Raw genomic sequence first — 15,241 nt, forward strand, 5'->3', positions numbered from 1 at the left:
AACTGGATTAGAATTTCTGGTAAAAACAATGGAAATTCGCAACATCGCCATCATCGCACACGTCGACCACGGTAAGACGACACTAACAGATTGTATCCTTCGCCATACGGGCGCCGTAACTGCAAAAGAAGACCGAGAGAGACTCATGGACTCCAACGCATTGGAGCAAGAAAAAGGGATTACCATCCTTGCCAAGAACACTTCGGTAAAATACAAAGGCACTCGCATTAATATCGTAGACACTCCAGGTCACGCGGACTTCGGAGGAGAAGTAGAACGAGTTCTGTCCATGACAGACTGTACACTATTACTTGTCGATGCTTTCGACGGACCGATGCCACAAACTCGATTTGTGCTTGGAAAATCACTCCAACTTGGTCACAAACCAATTGTGGTTGTGAACAAAGTAGACAGAGAGGGTGCAAGACCTGGTTATTCCGTAGACAAAGTTTTTGATTTATTCAGCGACCTTGGTGCAACAGAAGAACAGTTAGACTTTCCTATTGTTTATGCTTCTGCAAAACAAGGTTGGGCGGTAAACCAACTTTCCGAAGTTCCAGGATCAAACATCGAACCACTTCTTGATAAAGTTTTGGAACATGTTGCTGCGGTAAAAAGTGAAAGTGATAAAGCACTCCAATTCCAAGTCACAGCCCTTGATTACAATGAATACGTAGGTCGTATTGCCATTGGTAAAATCTACCAAGGGACAATGAAAAAAGGTGCTGACGTAACACTCGCAAAAACTAACGGAACAACTGCTAATTATAAAATCACAAAACTTTATGGTTACGAAGGACTCACTCGTTACGAAATTGATGAAGCAGGTTCCGGAGACATCGTAGCTATGGCCGGGATTCCAGATGTGTTCATCGGGGATACTGTTTGTGATCTTGGAAATCCACTTCCACTACCTGCGATCCAAGTAGAAGAACCAACCGTTTCCATGTTCTTTATGGTCAACAACTCACCGTTTGCTGGTAAAGAAGGGAAATTTGTTACAACAAGAAACCTTCGGGAACGTTTGGATAGAGAACTTGAAACCAACGTAGCACTTCGTTTAGAAGAAACAGAAGACAAAGATCGTTTTAAAATTTTAGGACGTGGGGAACTCCACTTATCGATCCTCATTGAAAACATGAGAAGAGAAGGATACGAACTCCAAGTATCTCGCCCGGAAGTGATCATCAAACAAAATGAACTTGGTGAAAAAATTGAGCCATACGAAACTCTCGTAATGGATTTACCTGACCAATACTCTGGTGCTTGTATCCAAGAATTGAATCGCCGTAAAGGTGAATTAACAGGAATGGATGCCCATACTTCCGGAATCACTCGTGTGGAATATGTCATTCCGACAAGAGGTCTTATCGGTTTTAGAGGTCATTTTATTTCTGAAACTCGTGGGGAAGGAGTAATGTCTAGCCGTTTCCTACGTTTTGATAAATACAAAGGTGAAATTCCTGGCCGTAAAAATGGTGCTCTCATTTCTATGGACTCTGGCGATTCTACTGCCTATGCTCTTTGGAAGGTTCAGGAACGTGGAGAACTTTTCATTGAACCACAAGTTGCAGTCTATCCAGGGATGATCCTCGGAATGAACAGCCGTGATTCGGATTTAGAAGTAAACCCTGTACGTGAAAAGAAATTAACCAACGTACGTGCTTCTGGTTCTGATGAAGCGATTCGTCTCGTTCCGCCAAAGAAACTGACTTTGGAACAATCCATTGAATTTTTAGATGATGATGAACTTTTGGAAGTGACTCCACAAAGTTTACGTCTTCGTAAAAAGGTTTTGGATGCAAGTATGAGAAAAAGATCGGGTGGTGGTCGTTAGACTTTACCAAACCAAAATCTTTTGAAAGCAAAAAGGGACTAAATTTTTAGTCCCTTTTTTTATGTAATTTTGGTATTTAGAAACCGAGACCTTTGAGTGCATCTCCTGCACCGGGAATCTTTTTTAAAGCGTCTCCAGCTTTTCCTTTAATCACTTCTTTCACCGCACCGCTAACAAGGTCGGAAATGGTTCCAAGACCCACACCAAGTTCCACATTGGGGTTACGAATGTCACCGTAAGTGCGAAATGGTATAAACAGTCTTTCGTTTTTGACAAGGTTTCCTACAATTTTGTTACGAAGGGCTTTTGTGTCTCCTTGACCTTTAGTAACTTGTTTTATTTTTTCATCCACAGAAGCTAAAGATTTTTTGGATTCATCTTCATCATACAACATACCCATTTTCATCTCATGATAGTTCGTTGTTGTAACGATATAAGAACCCTTAGTAATTTGTAAGTCGTAGTTTTTAGTTGGGAACGTTGGTTCATCTAAAAAGGTCACCTTTCCATTGCTATACTCAACTTTGAAGGATACATCTTTTTTAAGTTCTGCTTTTTCCTTCAATTTATCCAGTTTTAGTCCCGCTTGGTTCATCATGGGAAGTTCCCCGGCAATGGCATCAAATGCAGCAAATCCAGAAACAAAGGAATCCTCCTTCATTGTGACTTCATAAATGACTTTTGGATTTACAAGTCCTGTTTTGACAACAAAGGGAACAACTTTCCCTTCCGTTTCTAATAAAAACTTAGCTGCTTCCTTTTTGTTTCTGCCAATGATTGTGACATCGGCGTCAAAATTCACATTCACATTGTTATGTGACTCGAGATCACTTCCATCAATATCAATGTCTTTTAGCTCTAAATCCAATTTTTGAATTTGAATGATCTGTCCTGTTTTGCGCATACTGACTTGAATATTTCCATCTTGGATTCCGACAAGACCCATCTTGATAGCAATCGGAATGTCTTTGATCGAGAATGGTCCAGAAGGTGGGGCACTTGCCTTTTCTTTAGCTTCTTCTTCCTCAGCTGCTTTTTTTTCTGCTAGTGCTTCAGGGGAAAGAGCAGGGTTCTTTTCGCCATCTACAATTTTCGGTGTTTTGAAAAGTGAAGTTAAATTGTTCCCACCATCTTCATTCATAGTCAGCGAAATCTCTGGTTGTTTTAGAACAATTTTATTTACTTTTAAGGTTTTGGTCAGAAGGGCTAAAAAAGAAATTTTAACATCTGCTTTTCCAAGTTGAATGAGACCTTTTGGTTTGGATTTTCTTTCATCGAGAGGTGTACCTTTGTTCGCCACTTCATCCCTTGGTGCAAGGATGATACCTTCAATCTCTATTCCGGAAAGGACATTGACAAGGTTGATATTGACGGATTCTACATGGGCTCGCACATTGATTGCAGATTCGATTTGTTTGACAAGAAAACTGGGAGTGATGAAACTCCCGGCAAATACTAACGCAATGATGACCATGAGAAGGATGCTTGCGAAGACTGCACCAATTCCGTAACCTATCTTTTTCATACTGTCTCCTAATTCTGACACTAAAGAGTGGAATTGAGACTAAGGGGAAATTGGACTCTGTAAAGTAAAAAAGGGAAATAAATTAATTCAGAAAACGAACCGAACTGATAATGTTGGTTAACTGTTGGAAAAGGTCATCTCCCACTTCTTCATCTGAATTGTAAGTGACTAGTAACATTCTAGACCGATTGGCAACCATATAGACCATCCAAACTCGATCTTCCTTTAAAAATTCACAAGCGCGGATGGAAGATCCTTCATTGTTTTCAAAAACAGCTACATTTTCTGCATCATAATCAATTTCATGGATTTTTAAATAGTTTTCTAATTCTTGGTCAACATTGAAATCTTCTAATTTAGATTCAAAAGCATAAACTTGTAAGGCACCACCACCATCCGGATGGAAAAAGGCAGGTATTTCCTCGACAACCATATGTTCCCAAGTCGCAGGAAACAGAAAAGAATACCATCCTTGAGGTGATCGAAATTGTTTGTACATGGGTTTTGTCATCGGAAATCCCTTTTCTTTCCAATAAATCTTTGGAGTAATGGCAGTAAATGATTTTCAAAAGAAAATGGTATTTCCTATTATTTAGTCTTCTCATTTCCACCAGCTTTTTTGGAAGTCTTTGGGCACAAGTTTCGGGATATGAATCGGCTTACCCTTCAGCGTATTTGTTGGGACTTTCTTCGTCGGGAGTGGTTACAAAAAATTCAATGGGAAGTATTTATGGAAATACTGCATTTCTTTCCAATCAAACTAAACATATCGTAGATGCGGGCGTAAACGGAAGTTATGCGAATCCAAAAGTATCTCCATTATACCTCTCGGGTGCTCTTTACTTTTCTTATTCTGATTCCTTAGGGTTTGGATTTCGCGGTAAACCTGTTTTTTTACGATCCTTTCCTGCGGATGAAAGATTTTCTAATTATGCCTTTCAAGGTTTTGTTAGTTGGAAATGGAACGAATATCTATCCTTTGCTTTAAATTTAGGACCAGGAATTTCTGGACGTATCGGAGGGTATAGTTCCTATTCTTGGAATCTATCAGCTTCTACAGCCATTCAATATGGAAACTTCCGAATGGGGTTAATATTAGAATCACCGGGAAGTTACCGTTTTGACAAGTATTTGGGATCAGAAAAACTAAAAGAACGCCTCCCGGAACGACTGCTAGTGGGCGTCGGATATAAAATTACGGAATCCATAGATCTACAAATGGAAATACATCGTACTTTTTTTGAACGATCTCAGATTTCTGTAAATGGGGGAGATAACTCTTTTCATTACCCGATTCGCACCATGTATGCAGGTAACGTCGGTTTAGCGATCGGTAAAATCGAATCCTTCCAGGTTCTCACGGGTTTTGGACGTGAGTTTCGGGCGGACTCTGCCCTTAGAGGATTTTATACGGCTTCCATTGGAATTGCCGGTTCCTTCTTTCCTTCCGAGTTAGGGGAAGGGTATTTGTATTCTGTTTCTCTCCAAAGATCAGGTTTAAGTGTGCCTGAAAGAGAGGGAGCAGAGACCCGAGCTGCTGCTCAAATCCAAATTCAGTTCCAATGAAGAACACCATTTGTCTAGATTATAAGCAATATGGATGGTTTCCATAAATGCTTTCTATCCCTTTCGCTGAAGTTTGGAACAAAATGTAGAGAATTATAGGATATTCTGACTTCTTTAGGCGAGATGCACTGTCGGTACGATACTTGCATCTAAATCAGAAAGGTATCCTATATGGTTGATTTCAAAGTTTCCAAACGAATGCTCGTCAACTTCCGCGGACAAAACAAAGTCGTGGGAGGATTAACAGACAAAGATAAAATTGCGATCCTTCTCTACATATCCAAAGAATTTGCTAATTTAGATAGAGAAGACCAACTCTTTTCCAAAGTCATCCTGATCTGTCAGGAGATCTTTGAATCAGATAATACAACACTCCGACTTTGGGATGGAGAATATCTAGTCCCCGTTAAGTTTGTCAAAGAAACAGAACCTCCTCGTCGCAATCTGGTGATGGGCGAAGGTTATTCTGGTTCTGTATTTGAAACCAAAGAACCAGTGCTTGTTAATGATCTCACTCGTTCCGCCCATTTTTTTGATGAGGGAGAAAAAACAAAATCGGTTATGTGTGTTCCGATTATGCAAAAGGAAGAAATTCTTGGAACACTGGCTGTAGAAAGTGAACGAGAAAATTTTTATATCATCGATGACTTAGAAATTTTAGAAGCACTTACTTCTCAGCTAGCACTTGCCCTTTATGGGGTAAGGCTGATTGAAGGGCTTGTAACTGCAAGAGCTAGAGAAGCTGCCATCTTAAACCAACTAGAATGGGATTTGAAAATGGGTCGCAATGTCCAAAGCCAAATCCTACCTCAAGATCTAAGTGCTTGGAATGGAATCTATTTTGCCAGCCATTATGAACCTATGGCGGAAGTGAGTGGAGACTTAGTTGATATTGTAAGACAAGGTCATTCCTTAACAGCAATTAACATCGATGTTTCGGGACATGGAATCCCAGCTGCTCTTGTGACTATGGCCATCCACCACCAATTTCGTAGGTCGGTTATGGCAGGTCTTGGGCTTACAGAAATTATGGAAGAACTGGGTGAAAAACTAAGAGAACAACTCCCCGAATCTACATATTTCACCGCTTTTATGGTTCGAATTTTTAGTGATTATACTTTTGGATACGTGAATGCAGGCCACCAACGGATGTTACATTATAAAGCAGCTGATGATACCTTCATTCAGTACGATACCAAAGGTGTACCTCTAGGAATTCTTCCTGTTAGAAAAATTGATTATGAAGAAAAACAAGGTAAGTTGGAACCAGGTGACTTTTTACTACTGATCTCCGATGGATTTAGCGAACAGAGAAATCATTTAAAGGACGAGGTAGGAGTCGATCGAATTTTAACTTGGTTACAGGATGAAAGGGAACGCCTGGTTATGGAAGGTCGTGGAAAAGTAGATCTTAAAAAACTGGCTAATTCTTTTGTAGAACGATTTAGAGCTTACCAAGGGGAAGTTCCCAATGGGGATGATTTAAGTTTTCTTTTTCTTTATTGTGGGGATTCAATTCCAGAGGCTTCGCATTACATACAAATGGCGAAACAGTCCAATTCGAAGATGAAAATGGAAGAGGCATATGCCCAAGCCCTCAAAGCCTTTAGTATAGATTCCTCTCTCAAAGAAATTCTGGTATTTTTAGGGAAAATGTATTACCGAGACGGAAAATACCACGAAGCCATTCGGTATTTAGAAGAGTATTTACGAACCTCGGGAGATAATACAGCCGCGTCACACTTTATGATGGGGCGAGCCTATTACAAAGCAGGGATGATTTCGGAAGCAAAACGCGCGTTAAAGATGGCTCTTTCGAGTGATCATAGTTTTGCAAAAGCTAGTATCTTACTAGCACAATGTTATTTGAAAGAAAATGCGAAACCAAAAGCAATCAAAGTATTGCAACAAGGCGTAAAAAATACACCTCAAAGTTTGGAATTAAAAACCTCTCTTTTAAGGTTAGAATCACATTCGCAGAAAGTCGGTTAAGGAAAATATATGAAACAGTTTGGAAAATTACTACTTATTTTGATTCTCCTAATTGCCTCCAATATTGGGGCAGAAGAATCCACAAACGCAGAGAGTTTGGAAACCTTGGCAAAGGAAATGGCAAGTATCAAATCTTCCCTTGCAGAAACAAAACTTGCACTTGAGACCACCAAACAAGAAGCAAATTGGGTATGGACTTGTATTGCAGCTTTTCTTGTGTTTTTTATGCAAGCTGGTTTTGCCTATGTAGAAGCCGGATTTACAAGAGCTAAAAATGCAGTGAATATTCTAATGAAAAACTTCTCTGATTTAACGGTGGGAGCGATTGCTTATTGGGTAGTTGGTTTTGGGATTATGTTCGGCCCACAAGTTCTCACAGGATTTGGAGTGGGAGTTCCCTCCTTCGCAGAGAGTTTGATCAATACGGAAGATGGAAATATGGATCCTTCTAAGTATACCTTCTTTATCTTCCAAATTGTTTTTGCGGCGACGGCAGCAACGATTGTTTCGGGAGCGATGGCAGAGCGAACTAAGTTTTCAGCTTATTTGTTATTTTCCATTGTCATCACTGCCTTTATTTATCCAATCTTTGGATCATTTGCCTGGGGAAGTCTCTTTGGAATTTCTAGCGGATTTTTAGAAACCCTCGGACTTGGTGGTGGAGAAGGAGTTGGATTTCATGATTTTGCTGGATCTACTGTGGTACATAGTGTAGGAGCTTGGGCAGGTCTTGCTGGTGCACTTGTGGTGGGGCCGCGGATGGGAAAATTCCAAACAGATGGAAGAGTTTACCCGATTTTAGGACACAATATGTCTATGGCGGCTCTTGGAGTTTTTATCCTTTGGTTTGGTTGGTTTGGGTTCAATCCAGGTTCTACTACTTCTATTGAGGGTGGTAGTTTTGCTCGCATAGCAGTAGTTACTCATATGGCTGCTTGTGCTGGTGCGATTTCCGCCATGGTTCTCACTTGGCTTCTGTTTAAAAAACCAGAGATTGGTCTGACCCTAAACGGTGGGCTTGCTGGTCTTGTGGCTATCACCGCTCCTTGCGATGTTGTGAGTATCACGGGAGCAGTTTGTATTGGAGCAGTCGCCGGAGTCCTTGTGATTGTTTCCGTTCTCTTTTTAGACAAAATCAAAATTGATGACCCTGTAGGTGCGGTTTCGGTTCACGGGGTTTGCGGCGCTTGGGGAACACTTGCAGTGGGACTTTTCAGCTTAGACACAGGCCTTTTTTCTGGTGCTGGATTTGCTCAATTTGCGGCACAGGCCATCGGTGTTGTGACTGCCTTTCTATGGGCTTTCCCGACAAGTTTTGCCGTATTTTATATCATCAAAAAGACAATTGGACTTCGAGTTTCTGAAGAAGAAGAATTGTTAGGTTTGGATATTTTAGAACACGGAAACGAGGCTTACCCCGTTTCCAAATAGTCCTTGACCCTGGGCTTTCTGTATGGGAAGCCTAGGTTGTGTTTCGTTTTCTCCCACTAACCTGCCTTCTTTTATTTTTCTTTGGTTGTTTTGAATATGAAGAGACCATTCTTTTCCGAAAACAAAGTTCGGGAACAGTCGAAATCTCCTATACAGTCCCCCTAAAAAAAGATTCCAAAGACTCCCTCATCAAATTCCTTCCAACTTCTAAAGAAGAAATCATCACCTCTGTCAAAAAAAAATCGAATAACAATTTGCAGGTTAGGGACTTTACTTTTCGTGAATTAGAAAAATCAGAAACAACGGATATGTATTTCAAACGAAAGGGAAAGGTTTCTTACAAATTGGATTTTGAAGATCCAATCCATTTGGAAGGTGTTCTCATTGGAACTTTTTCTATCAAATCGAAACCAAGGTCCTTGGTTGTGAAAAGAGATTTCCTCAACCTAACAGACAGTACAACTATCGATGCGGGTGCTGGAGAAAAGAAAATCATTTCGGAAACATCTCGACTCCTACGCGAAGGTCGAATCCAATTTAAAGTTTTGTTTCCAAAGGATTCGGAATGTAGTTCGAATCGAGGGTTTATTGGTCTTGGAAATTTAACTTACCAAATACCCCTTCAAGAAACCTTAGAAAATCCTGACTTTAAAACATGGGAATACAAAATTCGATTTTTCTAAACGAGTTTGAGTTCTCTTGCGGTTTTGATAAATAGTTCAAAACCATCTAGGTTCCTTTGTTCGGGAATATAGTGTAACTCTTGTTTGAGGTAACGATCTGTTACTGCAATCGGAAGACGTTTTTCCTCTTTGATAATAGAATCCAAATCCTTTAATCCAAATTCCAAAGCGGAAAGGAAAAGTCTGTCATCCCAAACCTTTCCTTTGGGGAAGGCCCAGAAGGCGAAACAGAAATAAAGTCCTGTTGACTGGTTCCACCATTCCGCAAGGTCTACCACTTGGTATCCGGGAACTGGGGTTTGTAATAGTGCATGGTCTCCAAATAAAAGATGAGACCCCTGACCCTTGGCCATCATCTCTGAAATTTCGGATGCAGGAGTGGGTATGACTTCCACCAATTTTCCGAACTCGCGAAAGAGTAGGCATTGGAGAAGGGCCACACTGGAACGGGAACCTTTGTCTGTATATACAACCCTCGGAAGTCCAGGTTCAGATTCATGTCGAAAGAAAAGTACAGAACGAACCACATCTCTTGCACAGACTCCGACTACTTTTGTGTAGTCTAAAACCTCATGATTTCTTTCACATTCAATAGAAGATACGAGGGCACAGTCCAATTCTCCTTGTTTTAGGAGTTCGATGAGGACACTAGGGTTCTCATAAACTGGTATAAATCCGGAAGTTCTCTCAAAATAGAGGGTTAGGGGGCGGGCATTCAGGTGTTTTACGATGCCTATTTTCATTATCTAGTATCCCTTATAAAAAACAACTTGTCAGAACGAGAAAAGAGTGTCGAATCACTTACGAGGACAAATTGGACTTTCGAACATCTTTAAACACAATCGGTGATGCCGAATTTGAATTCATTAAAAATTTAGTGTACAAACAAGCTGGGATTTTTTTAGCACCACATAAAAAAATCATGGTCCAGTCTAGGCTCAATGCACGCCTCCGTACTTTGGGAATTGCTAGTTTTGAAAACTATGTAGCTAAACTTAAACTAGACCCTAAATTTGCGACGGATGAGATGCAAGAGCTCATCAATCGCATAACAACAAACAAAACGGATTTTTTTCGAGAGAACCACCATTTTGAATTTTTAAAAAACCAATACTTTCCTGCCCTAGAACAAGCAAGTGCCAATGGTGGATCAAAAACTTTGCGTATATGGTGTTCAGCTTCTTCCACCGGGGAAGAACCGTATTCTATCGCCATCAGTGTTTATGATTATTTCAATTCGAAACCCGGTTGGAATTGTAAAATCTATGCCTCTGACATCGATACACAGGTGATCGCCACGGCAAAAAAAGGACTCTACCGAGACGAGAGACTGGAGCCGGTATCAGAAGCTCTCAAAGCAAAACATTTTATCAAAACGATAGAAAAGGACCACGTTTTCTACGAGGCAAAACCACATCTAAAAGCGCTGATTGATTTTAGACAAATTAATCTTTTGCATTTTCCTTTTCCCATTACGGATAAGTTGGATTTGATTTTTTGTAGGAATGTGGTGATTTACTTTGATAAACAAACCCAAAAAACGCTATTCCAGAATTTTGAAGTGAGTCTGAAACCAAAGGGATATTTAATCCTTGGTCATTCGGAAACTATGTTTGGAATCTCAGATAGTTTCAAATTCTTAGGACATACAATCTACCAAAAGAAAGACTAAAAAATTTAGTCTTCTATCTGCCAAAGTTTTTTTAGATCATCCCACATTTGGTAGGGTTCATAGATTACGATCCTTGTATTGGAAAGTACATCTAAGAATCCTGCCTCATTGGGAAACCTAGGAACAATATGTTCATGGATATGGGGAATGGATCCGCCACTATTTTTTCCTAAGTTATAACCAATATTAAACCCTTGAACCCGCCATTGTTTCTCTAGTATCCTCATTGCTTTTTGGGTGAGTTTATGGATGTCGAGTGCTTCTTCTTCTGTCAGCTCTAAGTAGTGGATGATATGACGTTTGGGAAAGATGATGATGTGACCCGGATTGTAGGGGAAAAGATTGACTGATACAATCGAAAGGTCTGTCTCTGCGATGGTAAGATTGGGAACAATTTCGTTTTTATCGCGAACACCACAAAGAATGCAGTCCACGTTGGGTCTGTCCCCTTTAGCATAACCCAATTTTCCTATGCTGAACAGGTTTTTTCTAATAGAATGTTCTTCATAGGAACTCATTTGTACTTTCAATCTCCCTAAAGGATTAAAGGATTGCAAGGATTTTGGCAAGTATACAGTAAGAAAGTAACAGTGTCAGAATCTCCTCATATTCCCGTACTTCCTGGCGAAGTCATCGATTTACTCCAAAAAACGGATTCATCCGAGCCCCAGTGGTTTCTGGATGGAACTGCAGGTGAAGGTGGTCATTCCAAACTGATCCTAAAAACATTCCCCAAGGCCCACCTGATTCTGATCGATCGTGATGCAATTATGTTGGAAAGGGCGAAAAAAGAAATCCTTTCCGTTGTTGGCTCTCTCGACCGGGTCCATCCTTTTCAAATGAATTTTTCAGAAGTAGACAAAGAACTTTTGGATTCATTAGAATGTCCGGGCCTTGATGGAGCCCTTGTGGATTTAGGAGTTTCGCTCTTTCATTTCCTGCATTCAGGAAGAGGGTTTACTTTTAAAAATGATGAACCACTCGATATGCGACTCGAACCCCAAGTAGGACAAAAAACTGCAGCCGATGTTGTGAACTACAGTACCGTCCTCCACTTAAAAAAAGTATTTTGGGAATACGGAGAAGAACGTTGGGCTTTAAAAATAGCAAATAACATTGTACAGTCGAGGCATAAAAAAAAATTCGAAACGAATACAGATCTTGTCAAACTTGTCGAAGCTTCCATCCCGAGAAAGTTTTGGCCCAAAGAATCCCACCCAGCCACTCGGATTTTTCAGGCTCTACGGATTGAGGTCAACGAAGAACTGTTACATGCTGAAAAGGGAATTCGAGCTCTTTCTGAAGCCTTAAAAATAGGGGGAGTTCTTACCTGTATTTCTTTCCATTCGTTAGAAGATAGGATTGTAAAATGGACCTTTCGCGACTTAAAATCTACAGATAATTTTGAAATCCTGACCAAAAAACCCATCCTTCCTACAGACACAGAAATCAGGGAAAACAGGGCTTCTCGATCTGCAAAATTACGGGGTATTCAAAAGATAGAACCGATATTGAATAAGAGATGGGAAAAATGAAAGGAAACATACGTAACATTCCAAATCAAGTTTTGGGTTTTTTTTCACCCTTAAAACCTCTTGTGGTTTTATTTCCTTTCCTTATGTTTTTTTACTCCATTGTTTGGCAAGGATTGGCAAAAGCAAAACTGAACCGACAAATCCATGAACGAACTTCTACCAAAGAAGAACTGAAACGTAAAAATGATGAATTAAAAATTGGAATTGTTGCTTATACTTCCGCAGAACGAATTGAAACCCTTTACCGTAGAACTTACCAATTCCTTCCCATTAGTTTGGGCAATCGCACAGTGACGATAGAGCTTCCTCCGATTCCTGAAGAGGGGCAATCAGAAAAAAAATGAAATTATCAGAAATCATCAAACGGATTCCCGATGTAAAACTCATCAAAGGGGAAAATTCTCTAGAAGTGGAATATATTTGGGGAGATAGTCGCAAATTAAAACAAAATGATATCTTCGTTCTTCCTGAAGATACAATAGAAAACCAAGAATCCTTTCTTAAGATGGCAGCAGAATTTGGCTCTCAAGTGGTTCTTATTTCTAAACGCCACTTAAAATTAAAGGGTCTAGAATTATTTTCTGCGATCCTTGAAACAGAGGATTCTGTGGGAGAAGCACATGGTAAAATTGCTTGCCTACTTGCTGGAAACCCAGCCAAAAAAATGAAACTAGTTGCCATAACAGGAACTAACGGCAAAACTTCTTTAACATTTATTCTTTTTCACCTAGCAAGAAAAGTTGGTAAAAATGCTGCTCTTATCGGAACTGTACAAATCCAAATTATGGATCGGGTTTTAGAATCGGGATATACAACACCGGATGCTTCTTCTTTGAATCTTCTCCTCAAACAAATGTTAGAAGAAGGAATTGAATACGTATTTATCGAAATGAGTAGCCATGGTTTGAAACTGGGACGAGTGGCTGGACTTGAAATCACTTGTGCAGGTTTTACAAACCTAACACAAGATCATTTGGATTTTCATTCAAATATGGATGATTATTTTGAAAGTAAGTTTAAAATTTTCCAACTCTTAGAACAATCCTCTGTGAAAAATAAATTTGGACTTGTGGCAGGGGATGTTCCTTTCGGAAAAGAAATGGTCCAAAAGATTGCCGATGCCAAACTAAAATCACCAATTTATATCTTTGGAAAGTCGGGAGAATTCAATTTCTCTAACACAAAACTTTCTCTTTTAAATAGCGAATACAGATTTCATAAAAAAGCAAAAAATTTACCTTTTATAGAAGTCCGTAGTATCAAAACAAACTTACTTGGAAATTTTAATGTTTTTAATACTTCCTTTGCTTTAGCCATTGCATATGAATTAGGATTTCCATGGGAAGAAGTGATCTCTTGTTTAGAAAAAATCCCTACAGTTCCCGGTCGATTCCATGTGGTTCCTTTTCCTGATCGTTCTCGGATTGCAGTTGTGGACTATGCACATACACCCGATGCTTTGGAAAATATATTAAAAAGTTGTGTGGAAATTGCTCCCAAACAATTGATTTGTTTATTTGGTTGTGGGGGAGATCGCGATCGCACCAAACGACCGCAGATGGCACGGATTGCCGAAACTTTTGCAGATTTTGTCATTCTCACTTCTGATAACCCAAGAACCGAAACTCCAGAATCCATTTTGGACGAAATCGAATCTGGGTTTTCTCGTGGATTCCAAAGGTATGAAAAAATCACAGACAGAAGAGTGGCGATCCAAAGGGCTGTTGGACTCCTCGAACGAGATGGAATTTTGGTGGTTGCCGGAAAAGGCCATGAAACTTACCAAATCGTTGGCAAAGAAAAAACGAAATTTGTAGACTTCGAAGAGATAGAGAAAGCTTTTCAAAATTTAGGACTTTAGGTCGATAGGGGAAAACAATGTTCCAGTGGATTTATGAATCGTTCGGAAACGATTATGGTTTTTTACGAGTTTTTAGTTATGTTACCCTTCGTGCCATGATGGCGGGTCTTACTTCTATGTTTATTACCTTTCTTTTCGGAAAGGCTCTGATTTCCTTTCTTCTTTCCTTAAAGTTTCGGGAATCAGTTCGTAACGATGGTCCGCAGTCTCATGCTGCCAAATCAGGCACTCCAACGATGGGAGGGCTTATTATGATTCTCTCACTTACCATCTCTACTCTGTTATGGGGGAATCTATCCAACTTTAATGTTTTATTACTTCTTGTGTCAGCCATCTTATTTGCAGGCCTTGGCTTTACCGATGATTACATGAAGTCGGTAAAAAAAATCAAAGGAGGGATGAGAGCTAGAACGAAATTTCTTGTGACCATTTTCTTTGCAGTTTCCATAACCACTCTTTACTTTTACTTTACCGGTAAATCAAACTTGATTGCTACCAAAGGTGTAGTTTTTACCATCACCGATTTGTTTTTACCTTTTGTCAAAGGCCCTGTTTGGAATTTAGGATATTTAGCGGTTCCTTTTGCTATTATTGTGCTAATTGGAAGCTCTCATGCAGTCAACCTAACTGACGGACTGGATGGACTGGCCTCGGGAACGGTTGTGATTGCAACTGCAACCTTTGCATTAATTTCCTATGTCTCAGGAACCCCATCGGCTGCAAATTATTTACACATTCCTTACCTTCCTGGTTCTCATGAATATGCGGTTTTCCTTGCGGGACTTTCTGGTGCTTTACTTGGATTTTTGTGGTTCAATTGCCATCCTGCTCAAGTTTTTATGGGCGATACAGGATCCTTATTTCTTGGATCCACTCTTGGCCTTGTTGCTATTATGTTAAAAAAAGAAATCCTTCTTGTGATCCTTGGTGGAATTTTTGTCGCAGAAGCTGTGAGTGTAATTTTGCAGGTAGGTTCATTCAAACTCACTGGAAAACGAATTTTTAAAATGGCTCCACTTCACCATCATTTTGAATTGTCAGGTTGGTCCGAAGAAAAAGTTGTGATTCGTTTTTGGATCATTGGAATCATACTTGCCATTGTTACCTTGTCTACGTTGAAAATCCAATAACCAAATACA

14 protein-coding genes are annotated in these 15,241 nt (G+C 39.9%); 10 read left to right on the plus strand and 4 right to left on the minus strand.

Translation table 11 applies throughout. The features are described 5' to 3' along the window. Positions 1 to 28: 28 nt before the first annotated feature. Positions 29 to 1,837, plus strand: coding sequence for a translational GTPase TypA (gene typA, locus EHQ49_RS13955; RefSeq protein WP_135580747.1), 1,809 nt, complete (start codon positions 29 to 31; stop codon positions 1,835 to 1,837). Positions 1,838 to 1,913: 76 nt separating this feature from the next. On the opposite strand, the gene EHQ49_RS13960 is transcribed toward typA, so the two are convergent. Together EHQ49_RS13960 and EHQ49_RS13965 are read right to left on the minus strand one after the other, a co-directional pair. Further along, positions 1,914 to 3,362 carry an AsmA family protein gene (locus EHQ49_RS13960; RefSeq protein ID WP_135580276.1) on the minus strand — a complete coding sequence of 483 codons (1,449 nt, stop codon included), beginning with the start codon at positions 3,360 to 3,362 and terminating at the stop codon, positions 1,914 to 1,916. Between the two features lie 82 nt (positions 3,363 to 3,444). Beyond that, positions 3,445 to 3,873, minus strand: a complete 429-nt coding sequence (locus EHQ49_RS13965) for a hypothetical protein (RefSeq protein ID WP_135580277.1) — start codon at positions 3,871 to 3,873, stop codon at positions 3,445 to 3,447. Between the two features lie 47 nt (positions 3,874 to 3,920). Between EHQ49_RS13965 and EHQ49_RS13970 the strand changes: the two genes are divergently transcribed. The 4 genes from EHQ49_RS13970 (at position 3,921) to EHQ49_RS13985 (ending at position 9,034) form a co-directional block, all read left to right on the plus strand. Next, positions 3,921 to 4,928, plus strand: coding sequence for a hypothetical protein (locus tag EHQ49_RS13970; RefSeq protein ID WP_135580278.1), 1,008 nt, complete (start codon positions 3,921 to 3,923; stop codon positions 4,926 to 4,928). Between the two features lie 171 nt (positions 4,929 to 5,099). Further along, the gene (locus EHQ49_RS13975) at positions 5,100 to 6,920 is read left to right on the plus strand and encodes a GAF domain-containing SpoIIE family protein phosphatase (protein ID WP_135580279.1); all 1,821 of its coding nucleotides are present in this window, start codon (positions 5,100 to 5,102) and stop codon (positions 6,918 to 6,920) included. A 9-nt stretch (positions 6,921 to 6,929) separates the two neighbouring features. Next, positions 6,930 to 8,351, plus strand: coding sequence for an ammonium transporter (locus tag EHQ49_RS13980; protein WP_135580280.1), 1,422 nt, complete (start codon positions 6,930 to 6,932; stop codon positions 8,349 to 8,351). Between the two features lie 38 nt (positions 8,352 to 8,389). Continuing rightward, positions 8,390 to 9,034: an LIC11874 family lipoprotein gene (locus EHQ49_RS13985; RefSeq protein ID WP_135580281.1), complete on the plus strand. Its 645-nt coding sequence runs from the start codon at positions 8,390 to 8,392 to the stop codon at positions 9,032 to 9,034. On the opposite strand, the gene EHQ49_RS13990 is transcribed toward EHQ49_RS13985, so the two are convergent. Beyond that, positions 9,031 to 9,777 (minus strand): menaquinone biosynthetic enzyme MqnA/MqnD family protein, encoded by a 747-nt coding sequence (locus EHQ49_RS13990; RefSeq protein ID WP_135580282.1) that lies wholly within the window; start codon positions 9,775 to 9,777, stop codon positions 9,031 to 9,033. The two genes, EHQ49_RS13985 and EHQ49_RS13990, sit on opposite strands and share 4 nt — an antisense overlap. A 71-nt stretch (positions 9,778 to 9,848) precedes the next feature. Between EHQ49_RS13990 and EHQ49_RS13995 the strand changes: the two genes are divergently transcribed. After that, positions 9,849 to 10,706 carry a CheR family methyltransferase gene (locus tag EHQ49_RS13995; RefSeq protein ID WP_135580283.1) on the plus strand — a complete coding sequence of 286 codons (858 nt, stop codon included), beginning with the start codon at positions 9,849 to 9,851 and terminating at the stop codon, positions 10,704 to 10,706. 5 nt (positions 10,707 to 10,711) lie between these two features. On the opposite strand, the gene EHQ49_RS14000 is transcribed toward EHQ49_RS13995, so the two are convergent. Next, positions 10,712 to 11,224 (minus strand): HIT family protein, encoded by a 513-nt coding sequence (locus tag EHQ49_RS14000; protein WP_135580284.1) that lies wholly within the window; start codon positions 11,222 to 11,224, stop codon positions 10,712 to 10,714. Positions 11,225 to 11,296: 72 nt separating this feature from the next. On the opposite strand from EHQ49_RS14000, the gene rsmH reads away from it, so the two are divergent. Genes rsmH through mraY form a run of 4 tightly spaced genes read left to right on the plus strand, consistent with a single transcriptional unit; the run spans position 11,297 to position 15,232 of the window. Further along, positions 11,297 to 12,241: a 16S rRNA (cytosine(1402)-N(4))-methyltransferase RsmH gene (gene rsmH, locus EHQ49_RS14005; RefSeq protein ID WP_135580285.1), complete on the plus strand. Its 945-nt coding sequence runs from the start codon at positions 11,297 to 11,299 to the stop codon at positions 12,239 to 12,241. Further along, positions 12,229 to 12,585 (plus strand): hypothetical protein, encoded by a 357-nt coding sequence (locus EHQ49_RS14010; protein ID WP_135580286.1) that lies wholly within the window; start codon positions 12,229 to 12,231, stop codon positions 12,583 to 12,585. The genes rsmH and EHQ49_RS14010 overlap by 13 nt, the downstream gene beginning before the upstream one ends. Further along, positions 12,582 to 14,102 carry a UDP-N-acetylmuramoyl-L-alanyl-D-glutamate--2,6-diaminopimelate ligase gene (locus EHQ49_RS14015; RefSeq protein ID WP_135580287.1) on the plus strand — a complete coding sequence of 507 codons (1,521 nt, stop codon included), beginning with the start codon at positions 12,582 to 12,584 and terminating at the stop codon, positions 14,100 to 14,102. Before EHQ49_RS14010 ends, EHQ49_RS14015 begins: the two co-directional genes overlap by 4 nt. 17 nt (positions 14,103 to 14,119) lie before the next feature. Then, positions 14,120 to 15,232, plus strand: coding sequence for a phospho-N-acetylmuramoyl-pentapeptide-transferase (mraY, locus tag EHQ49_RS14020; RefSeq protein ID WP_135580288.1), 1,113 nt, complete (start codon positions 14,120 to 14,122; stop codon positions 15,230 to 15,232). The last annotated feature ends 9 nt before the right edge of the window (positions 15,233 to 15,241 follow it).

The organism is Leptospira perdikensis, assembly GCF_004769575.1.
In the GTDB taxonomy this organism is placed as follows: domain Bacteria; phylum Spirochaetota; class Leptospiria; order Leptospirales; family Leptospiraceae; genus Leptospira_A; species Leptospira_A perdikensis.

Coding starts and splice junctions, on each gene's coding strand:
- EHQ49_RS14010 (WP_135580286.1), top strand. CDS start 12,229: ATGGGAAAAATGAAAGGAAACATACGTAACATTCCAAATCAAGTTTTG.
- EHQ49_RS13980 (WP_135580280.1), top strand. CDS start 6,930: ATGAAACAGTTTGGAAAATTACTACTTATTTTGATTCTCCTAATTGCC.
- EHQ49_RS13965 (WP_135580277.1), bottom strand. CDS start 3,873: ATGACAAAACCCATGTACAAACAATTTCGATCACCTCAAGGATGGTAT.
- EHQ49_RS13990 (WP_135580282.1), bottom strand. CDS start 9,777: ATGAAAATAGGCATCGTAAAACACCTGAATGCCCGCCCCCTAACCCTC.
- EHQ49_RS13970 (WP_135580278.1), top strand. CDS start 3,921: ATGATTTTCAAAAGAAAATGGTATTTCCTATTATTTAGTCTTCTCATT.
- mraY (WP_135580288.1), top strand. CDS start 14,120: ATGTTCCAGTGGATTTATGAATCGTTCGGAAACGATTATGGTTTTTTA.
- EHQ49_RS13975 (WP_135580279.1), top strand. CDS start 5,100: ATGGTTGATTTCAAAGTTTCCAAACGAATGCTCGTCAACTTCCGCGGA.
- EHQ49_RS13960 (WP_135580276.1), bottom strand. CDS start 3,362: ATGAAAAAGATAGGTTACGGAATTGGTGCAGTCTTCGCAAGCATCCTT.
- EHQ49_RS14015 (WP_135580287.1), top strand. CDS start 12,582: ATGAAATTATCAGAAATCATCAAACGGATTCCCGATGTAAAACTCATC.
- EHQ49_RS14000 (WP_135580284.1), bottom strand. CDS start 11,224: ATGAGTTCCTATGAAGAACATTCTATTAGAAAAAACCTGTTCAGCATA.
- typA (WP_135580747.1), top strand. CDS start 29: ATGGAAATTCGCAACATCGCCATCATCGCACACGTCGACCACGGTAAG.